19 protein-coding genes are annotated in these 22,363 nt (G+C 36.8%); 13 read left to right on the top strand and 6 right to left on the bottom strand.

The window, feature by feature from the left end; translation table 11 throughout:
- The first annotated feature begins 1 nt into the window (after window position 1).
- From trpA to odhB, 7 genes are all read left to right on the top strand, one after another.
- On the top strand, window positions 2–787 hold the full coding sequence (gene trpA / locus ABES02_RS21675; RefSeq protein ID WP_430139516.1) for a tryptophan synthase subunit alpha: 786 nt from the start codon (window positions 2–4) through the stop codon (window positions 785–787).
- Window positions 788–972: 185 nt separating this feature from the next.
- Entirely contained in the window at window positions 973–2,049 is a 1,077-nt protein-coding gene (gene mnmH / locus ABES02_RS21670; RefSeq protein ID WP_430139515.1) for a tRNA 2-selenouridine(34) synthase MnmH, read from the top strand.
- A 331-nt stretch (window positions 2,050–2,380) separates the two neighbouring features.
- Complete coding sequence (locus ABES02_RS21665; RefSeq protein ID WP_430139513.1) at window positions 2,381–2,509, top strand: hypothetical protein; 129 nt, start codon at window positions 2,381–2,383, stop codon at window positions 2,507–2,509.
- Window positions 2,510–2,537: 28 nt separating this feature from the next.
- A complete protein-coding gene (locus ABES02_RS21660) occupies window positions 2,538–3,215 on the top strand; it encodes a response regulator transcription factor (protein ID WP_430139511.1) in 678 nt (225 codons plus the stop codon).
- Entirely contained in the window at window positions 3,212–4,618 is a 1,407-nt protein-coding gene (locus ABES02_RS21655) for an ATP-binding protein (protein ID WP_430139509.1), read from the top strand. The genes ABES02_RS21660 and ABES02_RS21655 overlap by 4 nt, the downstream gene beginning before the upstream one ends.
- A 456-nt stretch (window positions 4,619–5,074) precedes the next feature.
- Window positions 5,075–7,927, top strand: a complete 2,853-nt coding sequence (locus tag ABES02_RS21650; RefSeq protein WP_430139507.1) for a 2-oxoglutarate dehydrogenase E1 component — start codon at window positions 5,075–5,077, stop codon at window positions 7,925–7,927.
- The gene (gene odhB, locus ABES02_RS21645) at window positions 7,920–9,161 is read left to right on the top strand and encodes a 2-oxoglutarate dehydrogenase complex dihydrolipoyllysine-residue succinyltransferase (RefSeq protein WP_430139505.1); all 1,242 of its coding nucleotides are present in this window, start codon (window positions 7,920–7,922) and stop codon (window positions 9,159–9,161) included. Before ABES02_RS21650 ends, odhB begins: the two co-directional genes overlap by 8 nt.
- A 55-nt stretch (window positions 9,162–9,216) precedes the next feature.
- Here odhB and sda read toward each other — a convergent pair whose 3' ends face one another.
- Window positions 9,217–9,345 carry a sporulation histidine kinase inhibitor Sda gene (gene sda / locus ABES02_RS21640; protein ID WP_430139759.1) on the bottom strand — a complete coding sequence of 43 codons (129 nt, stop codon included), beginning with the start codon at window positions 9,343–9,345 and terminating at the stop codon, window positions 9,217–9,219.
- Window positions 9,346–9,579: 234 nt separating this feature from the next.
- Between sda and ABES02_RS21635 the strand changes: the two genes are divergently transcribed.
- Window positions 9,580–11,217, top strand: coding sequence for an AMP-binding protein (locus tag ABES02_RS21635; RefSeq protein ID WP_430139503.1), 1,638 nt, complete (start codon window positions 9,580–9,582; stop codon window positions 11,215–11,217).
- Window positions 11,218–11,308: 91 nt separating this feature from the next.
- Window positions 11,309–11,512 (top strand): DUF6501 family protein, encoded by a 204-nt coding sequence (locus ABES02_RS21630; RefSeq protein WP_430139501.1) that lies wholly within the window; start codon window positions 11,309–11,311, stop codon window positions 11,510–11,512.
- A gap of 40 nt (window positions 11,513–11,552) precedes the next feature.
- Here ABES02_RS21630 and ABES02_RS21625 read toward each other — a convergent pair whose 3' ends face one another.
- The gene (locus ABES02_RS21625) at window positions 11,553–12,119 is read right to left on the bottom strand and encodes a YhcN/YlaJ family sporulation lipoprotein (RefSeq protein WP_430139499.1); all 567 of its coding nucleotides are present in this window, start codon (window positions 12,117–12,119) and stop codon (window positions 11,553–11,555) included.
- Window positions 12,120–12,217: 98 nt separating this feature from the next.
- Here ABES02_RS21625 and crcB (ABES02_RS21620) point away from each other — a divergent pair, with 98 nt between their 5' ends.
- Both crcB (ABES02_RS21620) and crcB (ABES02_RS21615) read left to right on the top strand, forming a co-directional pair.
- Window positions 12,218–12,613 carry a fluoride efflux transporter CrcB gene (crcB, locus tag ABES02_RS21620; protein ID WP_430139497.1) on the top strand — a complete coding sequence of 132 codons (396 nt, stop codon included), beginning with the start codon at window positions 12,218–12,220 and terminating at the stop codon, window positions 12,611–12,613.
- Window positions 12,610–12,969 carry a fluoride efflux transporter CrcB gene (gene crcB / locus ABES02_RS21615; protein WP_430139495.1) on the top strand — a complete coding sequence of 120 codons (360 nt, stop codon included), beginning with the start codon at window positions 12,610–12,612 and terminating at the stop codon, window positions 12,967–12,969. Before crcB (ABES02_RS21620) ends, crcB (ABES02_RS21615) begins: the two co-directional genes overlap by 4 nt.
- A gap of 39 nt (window positions 12,970–13,008) precedes the next feature.
- On the opposite strand, the gene yidC is transcribed toward crcB (ABES02_RS21615), so the two are convergent.
- The 4 genes from yidC to ABES02_RS21595 form a co-directional block, all read right to left on the bottom strand.
- A complete protein-coding gene (yidC, locus tag ABES02_RS21610; protein ID WP_430139493.1) occupies window positions 13,009–13,797 on the bottom strand; it encodes a membrane protein insertase YidC in 789 nt (262 codons plus the stop codon).
- A 536-nt stretch (window positions 13,798–14,333) separates the two neighbouring features.
- A complete protein-coding gene (gene pflA / locus ABES02_RS21605) occupies window positions 14,334–15,068 on the bottom strand; it encodes a pyruvate formate-lyase-activating protein (protein WP_430139491.1) in 735 nt (244 codons plus the stop codon).
- Between the two features lie 66 nt (window positions 15,069–15,134).
- Window positions 15,135–17,360, bottom strand: coding sequence for a formate C-acetyltransferase (gene pflB / locus ABES02_RS21600; protein ID WP_430139489.1), 2,226 nt, complete (start codon window positions 17,358–17,360; stop codon window positions 15,135–15,137).
- Between the two features lie 300 nt (window positions 17,361–17,660).
- Entirely contained in the window at window positions 17,661–18,113 is a 453-nt protein-coding gene (locus ABES02_RS21595) for a cupredoxin domain-containing protein (protein WP_430139487.1), read from the bottom strand.
- 212 nt (window positions 18,114–18,325) lie between these two features.
- Here ABES02_RS21595 and mprF point away from each other — a divergent pair, with 212 nt between their 5' ends.
- Both mprF and ABES02_RS21585 read left to right on the top strand, forming a co-directional pair.
- Entirely contained in the window at window positions 18,326–20,854 is a 2,529-nt protein-coding gene (mprF, locus tag ABES02_RS21590; protein WP_430139485.1) for a bifunctional lysylphosphatidylglycerol flippase/synthetase MprF, read from the top strand.
- Between the two features lie 211 nt (window positions 20,855–21,065).
- Complete coding sequence (locus tag ABES02_RS21585; protein WP_430139483.1) at window positions 21,066–22,244, top strand: D-alanyl-D-alanine carboxypeptidase family protein; 1,179 nt, start codon at window positions 21,066–21,068, stop codon at window positions 22,242–22,244.
- Window positions 22,245–22,363: the final 119 nt, after the last annotated feature.

The following is a 22,363-nucleotide window of genomic DNA, read 5'->3' as shown; positions in this document are numbered from 1 at the left end:
GATGAATCGGATTGAACAAACTTTTTCTTTATTAAAAGAAAGTAGCAGAAAAGCTTTCGTGCCTTACATAATGGCAGGAGATGGAGGCTTGGATTGTTTAAAAGACCGGCTGACTTTGTTGGAAAAATTCGGAGCAACCGCTATTGAGGTGGGAGTTCCTTTTTCCGACCCTGTAGCAGATGGGCCTACTATCCAACGTGCAGGGATCAGAGCACTTGAAAATGGAACAACCTTAAAAGCGATTATTTCCGAAATTGAAAAAGCGCGAAAGGAAGTTTCTGTTCCAATCATCCTTATGACCTACTTAAATCCAATTTACTGCTATGGGGTTAAGGATTTTGTCCGTGATATTAAGAAGGCAGGTGTAGACGGATGCATTATTCCGGACCTGCCAATAGAAGAAGAGGAAATGATTGCACCGCAACTTGAAGAAGCAAATGTTGAATTGATTCGCTTAGTCACGCTTACGACACCAATGGATAGAATAAAAACAATTGCGAGTAAGGGTAGAGGATTTTTATATTCTGTTACGATTAAGGGGATAACAGGGACAAGAAATGAGTATGACAGTGATTTGAATCGATTCTTAAACGATGTAAAACAAGTAAGTCCGATTCCCGTTTTGGCAGGCTTTGGAGTATCTAACGAAAAACAAGCATTAGAATTAACCACTAATTGTGATGGAGTTATTGTGGGAAGTAAAATTGTTGAGTTATTTGAAAAAAATAATTTAGCTGAGCTAGAAAAATTGATGTCCGTTTTCAAACAAGAGTCAAAAATCGGCTAGATAAAGTGTTAAATGCTGACAGGAATGCTGAAATTCTTGATAGCGATGATTAACTCCTTTATAATATGTATATACTCGTAATATGATAAAATAACTATTTTAAAAGATGAATGACTTCGTGTGAAACTTCCCTATGTGGAAGTTTTGTTTTGTTTATATATTTATTTGTTAGGAGTGAAGTGTATATGAAGGAAATACAGGTTGAAGAATTAATGAGGATGAAAAATCCAATCATTATCGATATACGCTCACCGATCGAATTTAATGATGGCGCCATACCAGGAGCAATCAATGTTCCATTATTCTCTGATTCAGAGCGAGAAGAAATCGGAACCATTTACAAGCATGAAGGACAAGCGGCCGCTAAATGGCGAGCAATGGAACTAGTTTCTCCCAAAATTCCTAATCTGCTTCAAACAATTAAATCCATTAAAGCTGATGGTGAGTTAGTCATCCATTGCTGGCGTGGAGGGATGCGCAGCAAGGCGGTAGTTACGTTTTTAGAATTTGCCGGTCTTTTTTCCTGGCGTTTAGTTGGAGGCTATAAGGCATTTCGAAATTATATCCTCGAAAAGCTTCCGACGATGCTCCCAAACAAAGCTGTTGTCTTACACGGATTGACCGGCGTTGGTAAAACAGAAGTATTAAAGATTTTGAAAAAGAAAGGCTTTTCTATTTTAGACCTTGAAGAAATGGCGGGCCACAGGGGCTCGATTTTTGGAACGATTGGTCTTGGTGAAGGTCATAACCAAAAAACTTTTGACGGTCTTTTGTTTAAAGGGCTTCAAGAAATACAAGGCTCCGACTATTTTCTTGTCGAGGCAGAAAGTAAACGAATCGGTAAAGCTGTTCAGCCTGAGGAATTAATGATTAGTAAGTTTACGGGCATCAATATTCATCTTCACACACCTATAGAACAAAGGGTCCAACAACTTGTAACTGAATATGTGGAGCCATATAAGGAAGAATCATGGTATATTGAAAAGATTTCATTGGGGCTTGAAAAAGTGTTACGGCGAGTTAAAGATAATGAAGTGAGAAATAAACTTAATCAATTTCTTATTGAACGAAATTATCCTGACATGATTCAGCTTTTACTCGAACACTACTATGACCCTCGTTATGATCATGCCAGACAAGAGTATGTAGGAGAATTTTTTGATATCCATGCAGAGCATCCGATTGATGCTGCTAATAAGATTGCAGCAAAGCTTGAGGAGTTGTCGATAAGCCCTAATGTGGCAGTAAATAATAATTTCTAATCTATTTCTAATGATATTTTCATTTATCTTTTTTCTTTCTCTTGTATGATTGGCTTGTATGAATAATATTTTGGAGAACCAGCTTAATAATAATGGAGATTATTTGAGTTCATTTTGCTTAGGATTGCTTCTTTCTTGCTGCTAGGAACAAGCCTAACCATGATGAAGGTTCTCAGGACATTAGCACACGTCTTCAAAGCGTGTGCTTTTTCTTTTTTACTTATTTTAACCAGTTTCTCATCTGGTTTTCATCGTGATTTCCTTTTGTGCGGCTATAATGAGTGTATTCATTTCATAAGTGCTCATTCTGCTGAAATAGGAGGAATGCAACATGCCTTGGGTCCGTTTTGTCATTGTTGGCTTCTTTTCACTAACTGCACTTTCACTAATGTCGTACCAGTCCATAGAAATTTTTCATGCAGTCATTAATTTTTTTCATGACAAACATCAGTTAAAATAAAAGTAAAATATATTGTGAGCGTGGATGTATGCCAAAATTATTAATTATTGAAGATGAAAAAAATTTAGCTAGATTTATTGAGCTGGAATTGAATTATGAAGGGTATGAAACAAAAATTGCTTCTGATGGTAGAAGCGGGTTACAATTAGCTCTTTCTGAAGCGTGGGACGCCATTCTCCTTGATTTAATGCTGCCAGAATTAAATGGGATAGAAGTTTGCAGAAGGATCAGACAGTCAAATAAAACGATACCAATTATTATGATTACAGCAAGAGATGATGTTCTTGATCGTGTTTCCGGTCTTGACAGCGGGGCCGATGACTATATTGTGAAGCCTTTTGCAATCGAGGAATTATTAGCAAGATTAAGATCTTTGTTTCGAAGGGTAGAGGCTTTAGGAACATCGGAATTAACAACGATAACTTATAAAGACATTGTGGTTGAACTTGAATCCTGTGTTGTTAAAAAAGGAGAAAAAGTGATCGCCCTTACCAAGCGCGAGTATGACCTCTTAGTCATTTTTATGAGTAACATTAATATTGTTCTAACAAGAGAAGTCCTGTTAAATAAAGTCTGGGGATACAGCACCGGTGTTGAAACGAATGTTGTGGATGTATATGTTCGTTATTTAAGAAATAAAATTGATGATCAAAATGACATCAGCTACATTCAAACAGTCCGTGGAACAGGATATGTAATGAGATGACAAGGAAAATAGGCAATTTTTTAAAACGGCTTCCATGGCAGACAAAATTGGTTTTAAGTAGTTCAACAGCTATTTTCCTAACCTTTTTTTTGTTTAGCTTTTTAGAATATCATACAGTTTCAAAATGGATGATGAATCGCGAAGAAATTGCTGTAAACAGGACTATTACCGATATTGCTGCCTTCTATAAGGTAAAACCAGGCCCATTGACCCAGCAGGATATTGAAAATAGTGAATATTTTTTAAGAAAAATGAATGATAAAGATCAGTTAATACGGGTATACAATCAAAATGGGGAACTGCTTGTTTCCGATAAAAATGGTGATTTTTCAGTTCTAGAGCCAACTCCTGCAAAAATTAGAACGACTGAAAAGGTTTCGATAGAAGGTAATGAAGCGATCGTTTCGAGATACCCTTTAATTGGTCAAAAGTTTAAAGGAACACTAGAGATTGTCCGACAACTAAATAACTATCACAAAATGATGAGCAACCTTTTTTGGGTCATGACTATATTTGGCTCAGCAGCTATCCTCTTTAGTGCGATTAGCGGTTTTTTTCTGTCGAAACAGTTGTTAAAGCCTGTAAGGGATTTAGCTCGTGCCATGAAAAGGATAAAAGAAAATGGATTTCAAGGGAGAATGGAGCTTTATGCCCAAAAAGACGAATTAACAGACCTTACCAATGTCTTTAATGAAATGATGGATGAAATTGAGAAGTCATTTATGAAACAGAAACAATTTGTGGAGGATGCATCACATGAGCTCAGGACTCCTGTTTCAATCCTGGAAGGACATCTATCACTATTAAACCGCTGGGGGAAAAAAGATCCTGCGATTCTTGATGAATCACTGGATGCTTCCTTACAAGAAGTATCAAGATTAAAAAAGCTAATAAATGATTTACTCTTATTAACACGGGCTGAGAATCCAAGGATAAAGATAGAGGACAAGGCTAATATCCATCATATATTGCCGCCATTGATAAAAAATATCGAGATTGTTCATCCAGATTACCAATTTAGACTTGATTTAGAAAGCCAACTTCCCTTGGCTAGAATATCTGAACAACATTTAGAACAAATATTAATCATACTCATTGATAATTCAATCAAGTATTCTTCGGAAAATAAAAAGATATGGATTTCTGCAAAACAAATTGGAAATGAAATCCTATTATCGGTTACTGATAGCGGTATCGGTATTTCCAATGAACATATTCCAGAAGTATTTAACCGTTTTTATCGAGTTGATAAAGCGCGTGGCCGGGAAAATGGAGGAACGGGTTTGGGCTTGTCGATTGCCAAGCGTTTAATCATGAAATATAATGGATCCATTTCGATTGATAGTAAAGAAGGGGCCGGAACAAAAGTCAACATCATTCTTCCAATCCATAGAAAATTCTAAATTTTAACACAAATATTTTTATCGATTTCTTATTATAATAGACATAAGAACAAGATTTAGAAAGGGTTGTGAGCAATGAGGGAATCGAAGATAAGTTATCGTCGGTTAGTTGATCGCCAAGAACATGGTGCTTTTATCTTTGAAGATGGGATCAATATGTTTGTAGTGAATATAAATAATCAAACATGTTTAAATTGCGGACATACGGAATTGACACCCGAAGTAAAAGAAATATTGGATCCTCCTAATGTAATGGAAAAACGAATTATAAAACATAACAACTCACAGCACATATCCATAAAAAAAATATTCCTTTAAAGACCGTTTTCGGTCTTTTTTGTTTTTAACATGAAATTATTTGCTCAAAATTACACACACTAAACATGGTTCGTTACGTAAAGATATAGAGATTACATTGAAGTGAAAATCATACATACGATAAAGGGGGATTGATGAATGAATAGGCCAAATGCTGATAAAAAAGATTTTCTAAATAACTTTCTTGGTCCCAATCTAGGTTATTTAATGGATCAATTTGAAAAATATAAAATGAACCCTTCGTCTGTTGAACAGGATATGAAAGTGATTTTTGAGCAACTAAATGAGGCTGACTTTATCGAGGCGGGCATTCCTGTTCCCGTACTTAATCAATATGCGCCACAAATGGAGAGTGAAAAGATCGTAGCTGCTGTAAAGCTTGCAGAAAATATTCGCACTTACGGCCATCTTGCAGCAAATATTTATCCATTAGGGAATAAAAAGCGAGATGTCACCCATTTAGAACTTAAAAGTCATGGCATCAGTGAGGATGATTTAAAGAAATTACCAGCAGAAATCCTCACAAAAAATTGCCCGGCAAATTACCATTCCGCACTCGAAGCATATGAATATTTAAAAGAAGTTTACACAAAATCGATTGCCTTTGAATTTGATCATGTTCATGACGTAGGAGAGAAAAACTGGTTAATTGAAAGAATTGAAAACAGCCGGTTTCGCACAAATTTTACTAGAGAAAAACGAATGAAAATATTAAAAAGACTTGTTGAAGTAGAAGAATTTGAAAAGTTCCTCCATAAAACCTTTGTTGGCCAAAAGCGGTTTTCGATTGAAGGACTAGATGCCATGGTGCCGCTTATTGATGAAATAATTTCTGAGGCTGTTGTAGATGGCGCCGAAAATATTAATATTGGCATGGCCCATCGTGGCAGATTAAATGTCCTGGCACATGTTTTAAATAAACCATATGAAATGATTTTTGCCGAATTTCAACATGCTCCAAATAAAGAACTTGTCCCATCGGAAGGGTCGATTGGAATAAACTTTGGCTGGACTGGCGATGTCAAATATCACTTAGGACTTAACAGAGAACTGGATGGTGAACACTCGGTCAAAGCAAGGGTTTCACTTGCAAATAATCCGAGCCACCTTGAATATGTTGGGGCAGTAGTGGAAGGGTTTACTCGGGCGGCACAGGATGATCGTACAAAACCTGGGTATGCAGAAGATAACAGTAAATCGGCGCTGGCTATATTAATCCATGGTGATGCTGCTTTTCCTGGTGAAGGGATTGTTGCAGAAACCTTAAATTTAAGCAAATTAAAGGGGTATCGTACAGGAGGAACCGTTCATATTATTTCGAATAATACGATTGGTTTTACGACGGAATCAGCTGATTCAAGATCAACCAGGTATGCAAGTGATTTAGCAAAAGGATTTGAAATTCCCATCCTCCATGTGAATGCCGATGATCCGGAGGCGTGTATAGCAGCAGCAATTTTCGCTGCTGAATATCGCTATGTTTTTCAAAAGGATTTTCTAATCGATTTAGTTGGATATAGAAGGTTTGGCCATAATGAAATGGATGAGCCAATGACCACAAGTCCACAAATGTATACACTGATTCATAAACATCCTACGGTCAAAGAAATCTATGCAAAAAGTTTGATTGACCAAGGCATAATAAATCAAGAAGAACTAGTAGAAATTGAAAATCAAATTCATCAACGATTAGAAACTGCTAATCAAAAGGTTTCGATGATCAAAAAGGATGAGGAAGTAATTGTCCCTGATCCTCCAAAATTTAAAAAGGAACATGAATCAATCAATACAAAAGTTCCTTTAGCAACTCTTCAAAGTTTGAACAGCGAATTACTTCAATGGCCAAAAGAGTTTACTGTATTTCACAAACTTGAAAAAATTTTAAAGAGACGGGAAGAGGCACTAGGTGAAACTGGGAAGATTGAATGGGCTTTAGCTGAAACACTTGCCTTTGCTGCGATATTAGCTGATGGCACACCAATTAGACTTACCGGACAGGATTCAGAGCGAGGTACTTTTGCCCATCGCCACCTAGTACTGCACGATAGTCAAACAGGGGAAACCTACTCGCCACTTCATCATTTTTCGTCAGCCAAAGCATCATTTTCGGTATATAATAGCCCATTAACGGAAGCGGCTGTAGTAGGCTTTGAATATGGTTATAATGTGTTTTCACCAGAAACCTTAGTTATTTGGGAAGCGCAATATGGTGATTTTGCCAATGCTGCCCAAGTAATCTTTGATCAATTCATCGCAGCCGGAAGGGCAAAATGGGGACAAAAGTCAGGGCTTGTGTTACTGCTTCCTCATGGTTATGAAGGACAAGGCCCAGAACATTCGAGCGGCAGGATGGAAAGGTTTTTACAATCCGCCGCTGAAAAAAACTGGACAGTGGCAAACCTTTCAAATGCTGCCCAATACTTTCATTTACTTAGACGACAAGCGGCTATGCTAATGAAAGAAGAGGTACGGCCGCTCATTATTATGTCGCCAAAGAGCCTCCTGAGAAATCCTCTAGTTTCATCTACAGGCACTGAACTAAGTGAAGGAGAATTTAAACCTGTATGGGAGCAATTCCAAGTCGAGAGGGACAATAAAAAAGTAGAAAGAATTGTTCTATGTACAGGAAAAATATCGATAGATATTGCAGAGCAATTAAAAGATTCGAACAGTCATGAATGGCTCCAGGTTATTAGAATCGAGGAAATTTACCCCTTTCCAACTGGAGAACTTAAAGAAATGTTTGAAAAATACGAGAATGTAAAAGAGGTGGCCTGGGTTCAGGAGGAACCGAAAAATATGGGGGCCTGGAATTTTGTAGAGCCAAGAATAAATGAAATTGTTCCAACAGGAATCAAGGTCAACTATATCGGACGCCGACGCCGCTCAAGCCCTGCGGAAGGCGAACCGAATGTTCATAAACTAGCTCAAGCAAAAATTCTTCATGCTGCATTAACTAGGGTGGAAGAAGGAGGTTTACACCATGGCTGAAATTAAAGTACCAGAATTAGCTGAATCGATAACAGAAGGCACCATTGCCAAATGGCTAAAGAATATAGGTGAGCACGTAGAGAAAGGCGATTATCTGGTTGAACTCGAAACAGATAAGGTCAATATTGAAATTATTTCTGATTTTTCCGGTACACTATCAGAGCAGAAATTTGCTGAGGGCGAAACGGTAAAAGTTGGAGAAACGATTGCTAGTGTTGATGAAAGCATCCAAAGTAACCAGGTGGTTTCTGAACAAAAACCAACTGAGACAACCGTACAACCAACCAACCAACCAACAAACGCTATATCACAAGTTCAAGAACAAAAGGTAGATAGTGGAGCACGGCCACTTGCATCCCCAGCAGCACGTAAACTTGCGAGAGAAAAAGGTCTGAACCTAAGTGAAATTCCTGCGGGGGACCCATTAGGAAGAATTCGAAAGCAGGATGTTTCTTCCTATCAACCATCTCAAAATAATAGTATTCCGAAAATTGATGCAGTTGGAGAAAGCACGCGTAAGTCCGAAGATTCTAAGCCTATAATCATAGAGCGGATGTCTAGACGGCGCCAGACGATAGCCAAAAGACTCGTGGAGGTACAGCAAACTGCCGCAATGCTTACGACTTTTAACGAAATTGATATGACAGCGGTAATGGATCTTCGAAAAAGACGAAAGGATAAGTTTTACGAAGAACACGATGTTAGGTTGGGTTTTATGTCCTTTTTTACAAAGGCAGTTGTAGCAGCATTAAAGAAATTCCCCTATTTAAATGCCGAGATTCAAGGGAATGATTTATTAATTAAAAAATTTTATGACATTGGTATTGCGGTTGCAGCAGAGGAGGGACTTGTTGTTCCAGTAGTTAGAGATGCGGACCGGAAAACATTTGCAGAAATTGAACTGGACATTATGCAGCTTGCTGAAAAAGCAAGAACAAATAAGCTATCCTTAATGGATTTACAGGGAGGAACATTTTCGATTACAAATGGCGGCGTGTTTGGATCATTACTGTCAACGCCGATATTAAACGGCCCACAGGTTGGCATTCTCGGGATGCACAAAATACAGCTCCGACCAGTAGCGATTGATAAAGAGAAAATGGAGAATCGTCCGATGATGTATGTAGCCCTTTCTTATGACCATCGAATTGTAGATGGTAAAGAGGCGGTGAGCTTTTTAAGTAAAATCAAAGAGATGCTCGAAGATCCTGAAAGCCTGCTTCTTGAAGGTTAGCTACAATTTGAAAACCGCTGAGAAATAATTTCAGCGGTTTTTGGCATTTCATAAGTTATGATCGATTCTTAAACGGCCTTAACCCACGACGTTGAATTTCATCCTTTAATATCTTAATCCATTCCTTTTCCTTACCAGTCTTTAAAGCGTCCCGATACGTCACTACCAACTGCTCATTACTCATAATTTTCAATGTGAGTATGCCTCCTTGGAAAAATGGATTGAATATTCAGTTTTTATTATTGTAATGGTTTTGCTCTGATTTGAGAACCCCTTATTCATAAAATATAAAAGGTTCATATTTTGTTCACAAAAGGGGATTATATTTTAAAAATATTGAATATTCTTATAAATATGGTAACATACTTTTGAAAGCGTTTTATTGGTTTGTTTTCATGTACATAGGGGGGATGAACGAATGACGACATTATTAAATGTTACCATTGGGAAGCTTTTGGAAGAGAAAGCGGAAAAACACCCAGACAATCAAGCGGTAATTTATTCAGATCGTAATTTGAGATGGACTTATCGAGAATTTGATGAAATTTGCCGTCAGGCTGCAAAGGGATTCATCAAACTTGGAATTGACAAGGGCGAACAGCTTGCTGCTTGGTCGACAAATACTCCTGAATGGCTGATTACGCAATTTGCAACAGGGAAGATGGGGGCAGTACTTGTAACGGTAAACACCAACTACCGTACAGCTGAACTTGAGTATCTTTTGCAACAATCTGACTCCACCACCATTATTTTAATGGATGCTTGGAAGGAATCCTCCTATATTGATATGCTCTACGAAATTGCTCCTGAATTAAAGATTTCGGAACCTGGCAAGCTAAGAAGCAGTCGGCTCCCTTACCTTAAAAATGTCATAGTCCTTGGTGACAAGCGATATCCAGGAACTTTTTCCTGGGAGGATATAATTAAGCTTGGTAATGAAGTTTCGGATGAGGAATTAAATCAGAGAATGGTCTCACTTGAGCCGGATGATGTCATCAATATGCAGTACACTTCAGGAACTACTGGTTTCCCGAAAGGTGTTATGTTGACCCATAATAATATCGTTAATAATGGTTTTAATATCGCAAACTGTATGAAGTTAACCTTGACGGATAGGCTGTGTATACCTGTCCCGTTTTTCCATTGCTTTGGATGTGTACTCGGAACCATGGCTTGTGTGACAGTGGGTGCTACAATGGTTCCAGTCCAGGAATTCAGTCCGAAAAGAGTATTACAGACGGTTCAAGATGAGATGTGTACAGGACTTCATGGCGTTCCAACGATGTTTATTGCTGAATTGAACGATCCTGACTTTGAAAAATATAATTTATCTACATTAAGAACTGGAATAATGGCTGGCTCCAACTGTCCAATTGAAGTAATGAAGGCTGTCATTGAGAAAATGGGGGCAACTGAAATTACGATTGCATATGGTCAAACAGAATCTTCACCAGTGATCACCCAGACAAGAACGGATGACCCGATTGAATTACGTGTCGAAACTGTCGGGAAAGCCCTGCCGAATGTTGAAGTTAAAATAGTGGAACCAGGTACATCAAGAGAAGTTCCAAGAGGTGTCCAGGGAGAACTTTGTACTAGAGGGTATCATGTAATGAAAGGTTATTATAAAAATCTTCCAGCTACTAATGAGGCGATCGATGCTGATGGCTGGCTTCATACGGGGGATTTAGCTGTTATGGATGAAAATGGGTATTGCATGATAACTGGCCGTTTAAAGGATATGATTATTAGAGGTGGAGAAAATATTTATCCTCGTGAAATTGAAGAATTCCTTTATTCCAATCCTAAAATATTAGATGTCCAAGTCATCGGTATTCCTGATGAAGTATATGGGGAAGAGGTGATGGCCTGGATTATTTTAAAAGAGGGAGAGGAGGCAAATGTAGAAGAAATCAGGGAATATTGTATCGGAAAAATTTCTAAACATAAAATCCCTCGCTACATTGAATTCACAGATTCCTATCCAATGACGGCATCAGGAAAAATTCAAAAATATCGTTTGAAAGAAAAAGCTATTGAAGTGGTAAAAAATTAATACCTTATTTGAAGACATGAGTGGTTGCACTTCCCTTGCCTGTTTGATTATACTAGAAAATGGACAATGACGAAAAGGGACGGTGGCAGCAATGATTCATTTATCTTGGCGTGATCGTGACACGTTGAAAAAGGTAAAGTGTGTTCATACGGATGCAAAAAAATACCTTGTCAATAACGCTTTAACCGCAGGAAAAATTTATGATGTAAAAAATGAAACAGAAGAATTTTATTACATTATTGATAATTCTGGTAAAGTAGGCGGCTTTTACAAGGAATATTTCCAGGATGCATAAGGAAAAGGACTGTAAGGCGTGAGCCTACAGTCCTTTATTGTTATCGTGCATCTGGGAAAACTCTTCGAATGGTTTTAGAAAACTCATCCATTAATCCTGTGATAGGTCTTCCATTACGGATATCACCTGCATAGCTGTTCATTCGGTCATAAAAATCTGGATTAACGGAAACATAGACATTGTCGATATTAGGGTCAACTGATTTTACTTTCCGTGAAATTTTATTCTCAATACCATCTGTTAACTTATTTCGTGCTGAATTGTCCAGCTTTGCAGCAACGAAGGCATTATTGTCTGTTACAATGATATTGGCGCTATCAACTTCAGGTAGGTCCGTTACTTTATCGGCGGCTTTGTCAGCAATCCTCATTTTTGCTCGATTTGTACCAACACTGGTACGATTCCTATTTCGATCCAGTTCAGTGTCACTTGTGTCCAAACTGGTTATCGCTGGGCCTCCCTGGTTGAGATTATTATTTTGGACCCTTGTTGGTTCTATATTATTTCTGTTCCGGTAAGCCACGTCATTATTTACATTTTTATTTGCACAACCAGTTAAATAAAGACTAAAAAGTAGGGTGGTTGTTAGGAATAAACCTTTTTTCATTTGTTTTAGCACTCCCTTATCTTAGCTGTACAAGAATAGGATTCCTAAATCAAAAAAAAATATCCTAAAGCAAGTTCATAATAGTTTGGAGTGTTATCATGATTTATATGTACGTAGGATTGGGTGGAATCGCTGGCAGCTTGCTACGTTATGTTCTGTCCATTTTAGCTATACAATTGTGGGGACCGGAGTTTCCGGTTGGAACCTTGTTAATTAATGTTACAGGATCATTTTTGCTGGGATGGATGTCAAGCAAGTATATCCTGCCAAAAAAGGGTCATCCATATCTTTTAACAGCCCTTTCAACGGGTGTTATTGGTTCTTATACAACCTTTTCAACCTTTTGCCTCGAAACGATTAAATTATTAAAAACAAATCATTATTTAATTGCTTTTTTATACATAACTCTCAGTTTGATTGGTGGGCTTTTGTTTGTTAGATTAGGCTTTGGTTTGGGTGAACGGGGAACTAAAGAAGCGAGGAAGATATCATGATCGAATTACTCTTAGTTTCAATTGGCGGTTTTTTTGGAGCAATTTGCCGTTTCGCTTTAAGTAAGCTGATCCAAAGTCGAAACAAAACGAGCTTTCCTTTTGGTACATTTATTGTCAATTTATCAGGTGCTTTTTTATTAGGTTTATTATTTGGTATCCAAATAAATGGACAACTGAATGCCTTATTTGGTGTTGGTTTTATGGGGGCATTTACTACTTTTTCAACACTTAAGCTTGAGGCAGAACAACTTCGGGAAGCAAAAAAGGTTTCGGTTTTTTATAGATATTTATTTTTCACTTATGGGTTAGGACTTATTTTTACATTTTGCGGAATAATAGTAGGAAAAGGAATTTAAAAAGAAGCATCGATTATCGATGCTTCTTTTTAAGTAAATTTATTTTTGTTTAACGGCTACTTCGGTTTTTTTCGATTGATATAGGCTGCGGCTAATCATAGTTTGGATAATTAGGAATGTTCCACCTACTACCCAATAAAGCGGAAGTGCAGCAGGTGCACTGAATGAGAACATGACAATCATAAGAGGTGACATTAATCCCATGTATTTCATTTGTTGCTGCTGGGCAGTAGGCATATTAGATTGAGATACCTTAAACTGGAAGTAATAAATAACCCCAGCAATAATCGTGATAATGATATCGGGGTGCCCAAGGCTAAACCATAAAAACTTATGGTGGGCAATTTCCTGTGATCCGCGAATTGCATAATAAAAGCCTGTCAAGATCGGCATTTGAATGAGGATTGGCAGACACCCCATATTTAAAGGATTGACACCGTGCTTTTGATAAAGCCCCATCATTTCTGCTTGCAGCTCCTGCTTTTTCTTTGGATCCTTTTCAGTCTTCATTTTCTTTTGAATGGCGTCCATTTCAGGCTTTAAGACGTCCATTTTTTCCTTCATAGCCATTTGATTCTTATATTGTCTTAACATTAATGGCATCAATGCAAGTCTGATAATAAGGGTTACAAGAATAATTGCCAACCCATAATTTCCGCCAAAAAAATCTGCAACAGAATGGATGATAGTCGAGAATGGATTCACTAAATAAGTATGGAAAAATCCATTGTTATTACTGCTCTGTGCTTTTGACGAACAAGCAGATAATAGTAGGGTAGTAAAGGCTAATAAAGCGACGATTAAAAGTGAAGATCGTTTAGTTTTCATATTTCCTCCTAAAAAATGTGGTTAAGAATGTTGAGTAACTAAGAAGGAAATAGGTTCCTCGGATTCATCCTGAGAACATTCTTTTCTACGAATATATTTAACAATTCTAATTAGAATGAAACTGACATTTAAACAGCTTTTTTTCTTATAAAAAAACGTAGGGTGAATAATCTTTGTGTTCGCAGGGTTTGTTTGTGAGTCAATAAAGGAATATTCCACGCTCCAAGCCCAAAGGTATTTCAGTATCATTCCTAAATAAATGCTAACATAAAGCGCGTTTAAGGCATTTATATCTGAATGATCCATCAGTAATTGAAACAAAAATTTTCACCTCGCTTAAATAGCCAATGATAAGAGTATATAGGAGAATGGTTAAATAATCAATTTAATCCTTGCTTAAATACCAAAAGATGAAGACATTGCTAATAGTTTTTTAGAGTAGGGGTGTGTTTAAATTTGAATGTTGATTTACGCTCCAATCAACATTGACCTTGAACTTTCGTTCAAAGTAAAAAAAGCGGAATTCATCCGCTTTTTTAGTTCCAATGAGCTGTTAGCATTTGATAGGCGAAGGCTACTTTTTCTTCTGTCGGTGGCTCCACGTGCTTTAATGGATATTCGTGTCCAAGCGCTTCCCATTTGTAAACACCCAGTTTATGATAAGGAAGAATCTCAATCTTTTTAACATTTTCTAGGGTGCCGATGAATTCACCAAGCTTTTGCAAGTCTTCTTCATCGTCTGTAACCGTTGGAACAAGGACATGTCGCACCCAAATGGGTACATTCCGATCTGATAAAAATTTTGCGAATTCAAGTATGTGATCATTGGCCATGCCAGTTAATTGAATATGTTTTTTTCGATTGATATGTTTTAAGTCCAGTAATACTAGGTCAGTATATTGTAATAATTCTTCAAGCTGCTCGATAAAAAGCTTTGAATGGGAGAAGCATCCACCAGATGAATCGATGGTGGTGTGAATCCCTTTCTTTTTACATTCTTTAAATAACTCAGTGAGAAAAGGAATCTGTAATAATGGTTCGCCGCCGCTGACAGTAATGCCGCCACCGGAAGCTTGAATGAAAGGAAGATAACTCATCAAATCATCCATGATTTCAGAAACGGTCAATTGCTTACCAGTGCCGATTTCCCACGTATCGGCATTATGGCAAAACTGACAGCGAAGCAGGCAGCCTTGTGTAAAAACAACATACCTAATCCCTGGTCCGTCGACAGTCCCCAATGTTTCAATTGAATGAATATTTCCTATCATGATGATGATCCCCTTTCATTTATAAGCCAGGACTCCTCTTAAAAAGGGGAGTCCTTAAAATTCTAATTACAAAGACTCATGGAATGTACGATTAATAACGTCTAGCTGTTGTTCTTTTGTTAATTTAATAAAGTTTACCGCATATCCTGAAACACGAATGGTTAATTGCGGATATAGTTCTGGGTGTTCCATGGCATCTAAAAGTGTTTCTCTATTAAAGACGTTAACATTTAGATGGTGACCTGTTTTCATTGCATAGCCATCCAGGATTGAAACTAAATTGCGAATCTGATTTTCTTCTTCTTTTCCAAGTGCTTTTGGTACGATAGAGAAGGTGTTAGAGATTCCATCCATTGCATAGCTATAAGGAATTTTAGCTACAGATGAAAGTGAAGCTAAAGTGCCTTTTGTATCACGGCCATGCATTGGGTTTGCACCAGGTGCAAATGGTTCACCAGCACGACGTCCATCAGGTGTGTTACCTGTTTTCTTACCATATACTACATTTGATGTAATAGTTAAAACGGATAAAGTATGAAGTGAATCACGATATGTTTCATGCTTGCGCAGCTTTTTCATAAATGTTTCCACAATCTCAACAGCAATGCTATCTACACGATCATCATTGTTACCATATTTAGGGAAGTCACCATTTATTTCAAAATCTACTGCTATACCATTTTCATCGCGAATAACTTTAACTTCACCATATTTAATGGCGCTTAATGAGTCAGCCACAACACTCAAACCAGCGATTCCTGTTGCCATCGTACGAAGGATTTTCGTGTCATGTAAAGCCATTTCAATTCTTTCATAGCTGTACTTGTCATGCATATAGTGAATGACATTCAAGGTATTAATATATAGACCTGCAAGCCATTCCATCATTTGATCAAATCGTTGCATTACCTCTTTATAGTCCAATACATCTGAAGTAATCGGTTGGTATTGAGGCCCTACTTGGATTTTTAGTTTTTCATCCACACCGCCGTTAATGGAGTAGAGGAGAGCCTTTGCTAGATTCGCACGTGCTCCGAAAAACTGCATTTGTTTACCGATTTCCATAGCGGATACACAGCAGGCAATACCATAGTCATCGCCATATTCAGGGCGCATAATATCATCGTTTTCATATTGAATGGAGCTAGTTTTGATTGACATTTTTGCGCAATATTTCTTAAAGTTTTCAGGCAGTTGCGGTGACCATAAAACAGTTAAGTTTGGTTCAGGAGCTGGTCCTAAATTATCTAATGAATGAAGGAAACGGAAAGAGTTTTTCGTTACAAATGAACGTCCGTCTTGAGCCATTCCTCCAATAGATTCCGTTACCCAAGTTGGGTCTCCGCTAAATAATTCATTATAATCAGGAGTACGAGCAAATTTTACTAAACGAAGTTTCATGATAAAGTGGTCGACAATTTCTTGAGCTTCCACTTCAGTAAGAGTTCCATTTTCTAAATCTCTTTCAATGTAAATATCTAAGAAAGTAGAAACACGGCCAAGGCTCATCGCAGCTCCGTTTTGTTCTTTAATAGCTGCAAGGTATCCAAGATATAACCATTGGAATGCTTCTTGTGCATTTTCAGCCGGACGAGAAAGATCGAAACCATAGCTAGTACCAAGTTCTTTAAGTTCATTTAAGGCACGGATTTGTTCAGCAATCTCTTCGCGAAGACGCATATTGTCTTCAGTCATGACCTTGCTAGTATTTTTCTTGTCTAATTGCTTTTCTTTAATAAGGAAATCAACACCATAAAGTGCAACACGGCGATAGTCTCCAATAATCCGACCACGGCCATAAGCATCTGGCAGGCCAGTGATGATGGCTGCTTTACGTGCAAGCATCATTTCATCAGTATAAGCATCGAACACGCCTTGATTGTGTGTTTTGCGGAAATCAGTAAAGATTCTTTCAATTTCAGGATTTAATTGGTAACCATACGCTTCACAGGCAGCTTTTGCCATGCGAATGCCACCGAAAGGCTGCATAGAACGATTAAAAGGTTTATCTGTTTGGACTCCAACCACTTTTTCAAATTCTTCATCCAAATAACCTGGCCCATGTGAAGTAATCGTAGAAACAGTTTCTGTGTCCATTTCAAGGACTCCGCCGTTTTCACGTTCTTGCTTAGTAAGTTCCATTACCTGGTCCCATAATTGATTAGTTGCTTCAGTTGCACCAGCTAGAAAGGAGTCATCTCCTTCAAATTGTGTGTAGTTTTTCAAGATAAAGTCACGTACATTAACTTCTTTCGTCCAAGTTCCTTTTGTAAATTCTTTCCATTGTTCCATCATTTTTCACCTCTAAAATTTAGTAACAAATTTATATAACAGATTGAATCTCTAATCACAATTTAAGTATAACAGCTATATTTTGTGTAACAATGAGCAAATGTTAATAAATTGTGAAATCAATATTTATAAAGTAATTTCAGGGGTAAATTTGAACAGCTAATGAACAAGATATAAAACTGTACTACAAAAATATACTATAACATCAAAACTGTTATATAAAACAAAACCAATAATATCAACCTGTTAATAGGAAAAACTAGTGAAACAGCATAAAAAAACAGGAGGAAGCCTCCTGTTCTAATCAACGTTAATATATGCAATCATCGGACCATTGTGTGACCGATCAGAATGTGTCTCGCAGATAAGCCTATAAGTTCCCTCTTTATTAAATTTGAGTGTGACAACCGTTTCCTCACCTTTTTTTACGGTTCCCTTAATTTTCGTTCCTTCTATATAAAAAGGATGGGCTTCACCATTTATTCCACTAATATATAATTTTACCGTTTCACCTTTTTCCAATGAGATGGTTCCGGGATCCCAGCGGTAGGCCTCAATTTCTTTTCCATTTTTCATTGTTGATTTAAATTCTGCTGTAACCATATGGATTTCTCGGATTTCATTATTTGATTGTTGATTAAACACTGCCGCATCACCTGCCTTTAACATAAACCATGCAGATATGGTGGCAAGTACAACTCCCACTGCAAGAAAGAATAGAAGTGTTTCTTTCTTTAATACTAGAAATTTCAACTGAAAACCCCCTCATAATTTGTCCTACTTAATACTTATGCGGAGTAGGTAGGAAAACTTGTCTCTTTTTTTACATTATTAACAATGATTATTAATGGTTGAATGGCCATTAAAATGTCAACAATGAGGGTAGTTGAATTTATTTTCTTTTATTTTTCCTGTCGAAAAGTTTATAGTAAAAATAGGAATGAAAAAAATAGGTGGTAATTTTGTTGGGGATTAAAAAAGAAAAAGTCCTAAAAGTAATAAAGTTTATCTTCCCATTATTTTTATTAATCTTTGCCATCATAGAAATGAAAAAATTTACTGGGGATTTAAACATACATTTACTAAAAAATGAACTAAGTCAACTTAATATTTTTAAATTATTATTAATTATAGCTGTAACCTTTTGTGCCGTTTTACCTATGCTTTTGTATGATGTTATCCTGGTGCGGGTCTTAAAGATTAAAGTTCCAAAAAGGGAGCTTTTAGAACAATCGTTTATTGCTAATTCCTTTTCCAATTTAATTGGTTTTGGCGGGTTGGTCGGGGCCATGTTAAGAACTTATTTCTTTCATAAGTTTGAACAGGATAAACGGCGTCTTTTGGGTGTGATTGCTTCAGTTTCCCTATTTTATTTAACTGGAATATCCTTTTTATCTTGGATCGTAGCCATTGGATACCATCATTTCCCATTATTTATTCATACAAAGTGGCTCTATTTTGCTGTATTGGGTGTAGGATTATACCTGCCGATATTTTTAACCATACATATTTTAAAATCAAAAAAAGACCATCAGTCTCTCTTTACACCAAATATTGCTTTTGAACTTATTATTGTATCGATTATCGAATGGTTTGCCGTTTTTATCGCAATTTTGATTTTGTGTAAAATAATGGGGATAACTATTTCGATTGAAGAGCTTTTCCCAGTGTATATTGTGGCGGCCTGTGCTGGGATTATTAGTATGATACCTGGGGGTCTAGGCTCCTTTGATTTAATTTTTTTATGGGGAATGCAGGAATTACACATCCCTGAAGAAAAAATCTTGGTACTCCTTCTGTTTTATCGAATTGGTTATTACTTTATCCCATTTTTAACCAGTTTGATCTTCTTTGTAAAATTGTACTGGGAAAAGTGGAACAAATCGTGGAATTATTTGCCAAAGGCTATCCTTCAGGGAGTAAGTCATATTATCTTAACGATGCTGGTTTTTTTATCAGGGTTAATCTTGCTTTTATCCGCAAGTGTACCTGGTATTATGTCAAGGTTAAGAATTGCACAGGAATTATTATCTTTTCCGATAATTAATGTATCCCATCAACTTTCAGTGGCTGCAGGGTTTTTGTTGTTAGGTTTATCGCGTGGGATTGAATACAGTGTGAAAAGGACTTACGATTTGACAATGTTTGCGCTCATTTTAGCGGCCCTTTTCTCTATTTTTAAAGGGATTGATTACGAGGAAGCGATTTTTTTAATTATTGTTGCTTTATTACTTAGGACATCAAAAGAACAGTTTTATCGGGAAAGTTATGTTCTCACTTGGGGAAAAACGATTTTTGATATAACGATTATTTTAATCATCACTTCCACCTATCTCATAATCGGTTATTTGAATTTACCTGAAGCGAAGTTAGCCATACCAACAAAATTCTTGCCATTCGTGATTTTAGATTACCGTGATTTATTTAAGAGTGCCATAATTGGCCTTGTGATCGCGTTATTAATTCTTTTATCAGGATATTTGATTAGCCTGCCGAAAAAATGGAAATTGGATAAGTCCTCTGATTATGAAGATGAAATTATCCAACATTTGAAAAGATATCATGGAAAGGTTTTAACTCATTTGATATTTTTACATGATAAATACATCTTTTGGAATAAAAAAAGAAATGTTTTAATTCCTTTTCAACAATACGCTGATAAGTTAGTAGTACTTGGTGATCCAATAGGTGAAAAAAGTGAATTATCTAGTGCGATTGAAGAATTCCAGGAAATTGCCGACCTCCATGGGTTTACGCCAGTTTTCTATCAAGTAAGTGATCAGATGCTCCCGTTTCTACAAGGGCACGGTTTCACCTTCTTTAAATTAGGGGAGGAAGCCTTTGTTGATCTCAAGACCTTCTCATTATCGGGGGCTAAAATGAGAGACTTAAGGGTTCTTCGAAATAAATTCAATCAAGACCAATACTCATTTGAATTAGTGGAACCTCCATTTTCAAATGAATTTTTCGATGAATTAAGAGAAGTCTCAAATGATTGGCTTCAAGGGAGGACAGAGAAGGGCTTTTCACTTGGCTTCTTTGATGAAGATTATTTAAGTAGGGCACCTCTGGCGATAGTAAGAGATGAAAATAAGCAAATTCACGGCTTTATGAGTATTATGTATGTATATGATGACCAACAAACTATTTCAGTAGATTTAATGAGATTTAAACCAGAGACAGAACCTGGCACGATTGATTTTCTATTTCTTTCTTTAATAGATTGGGCAAAAGAAAAGGGATATCACCGCTTTAATATGGGAATGGCACCTCTGGCTAATGTTGGATTATCGAAATTTGCTTTTTTAAGTGAAAAAATTGCTGCGCAAATTTTTCTGCATGGACACTTTATTTACCATTTTCAGGGCCTAAGAAAATTTAAAGAAAAATATACAAGTGTATGGGAGCCAAAGTATTTAGCCTACAGGAGAAAAACTTCTTTACCTTTTACTATGGCACAAATAACCTTGTTAATTTCGAAGAAAAGAGCTTAACTTTTTAGCTATGTTAAAGAACATTGTTGATTTTTGAAGTTCGTTGATTGGAGCGGAAATCAACAGACCAGTTTAACAGAGATATTTTTAATAACCCGTCAGGATACCTGACGGGTTATTTTTTTATATCAAATTTTTGGAAATACTATTATTTTTTTAAGAGAATCTGTTAAAATCAAATAGGAAATAGTTTATGTAAGGGTGTTTTATATTGAAAAAAATCATTTCTTATTGCATTACCTTATTGGTCCTTTTTTCATTTCAAATGAAAGCCTTTGCAGCCGACGAGCCGCAATTAGAACTTAAAAGTGAGGCAGCCTGCCTGTTAGATTCTGAGACCAATGCCGTTTTATATGCGAAAAATGCTGAAGAAAAAATGTATCCTGCAAGTGTTACAAAGATTGCTACAGCTATTTATGCGATTGAAAAAGGGGATTTAAATAGCATTGCAACGGTTAGTGCTAATGCTGTTAGACAAGATGGAACAAGGGTTTATTTAAATGAAGGAGAGCAGGTTCCTTTAAAAAAGTTAATTCAAGGGATGCTGATCAACTCTGGAAATGATGCCGCTGTTGCTATTGCGGAGCATATTGATGGAAGTGTTGAACAATTTGCCGGAAATTTGAATGAATATTTAAAAACCACCATCGGTGTGAAAAATACTCATTTTACGAATCCAAGTGGATTGCATGATGTGAATCATTATACGACGGCTATGGATTTAGCATTAATAACCAATTATGCAATGAAAAATCCAACCTTTGCAGAAATTTTTGGGACAAAAGAGCTTATGTGGGTAGGTCAATCATGGAGTACGAAACTGCTTACACATCATCGCATGTTAAAAGGGGAGCTCCCGTACCCTGGGGTTACTGGTGGGAAAACAGGCTATACGACCGATTCAAAGCAAACTTTGGCCACAACTGCTAATAATGGCAAATTAAAATTAACAGCAATCGTTTTAAAATCTGAGTTGAAAAATGATAAATATAAAGATACGGCTACTTTGTTTGATTTCGGATTTAATCACTTTCAAAATGCCCTTCTGAAGCAAGGGGAAGTATATAGAAAAGATCAGAAACAATATTTTTTAGATAAAGATACGCTTATTACAGAAGATGTTAAGGGGACAACAAAAGAAGTGGACAACAACGGAATTCTTTTAATTAAGAATACAAATGGTAAAGAAGTCCAAAAGGTTCCATTACAATTAAAGCAGCTAAAAACTGTTGCAAAGAAGTACGATTCTGCTAATAAAATCGCTCATTCTCAAACATCGAACAAAGAAAATTTCACAATTCTCTATGCGATTTTTGGGGTTGTGTTCATTGTGATTGCTGGAATTATGATTGGTGTAAGGAAGAAAATGCCGAAAAAATATCAGGCATAAAAAAAAGCCATGGAAGTAGACTGACCTAGTGATTTGAGACACGAATAAAACACCCTCTTAGGCTGCCATTTGACCAAACTCTATTGGTGAATGGTAGCCTAATTTCTCTTGTATGCGCT

It is taken from the genome of Neobacillus pocheonensis, assembly GCF_050477905.1.
In the GTDB taxonomy this organism is placed as follows: Bacteria; Bacillota; Bacilli; order Bacillales; family Cytobacillaceae; genus Neobacillus; species Neobacillus pocheonensis_A.
The sequence above is the reverse complement of the archived record's forward strand: the minus strand, read 5'-3'. Positions and strand labels throughout refer to the sequence as shown.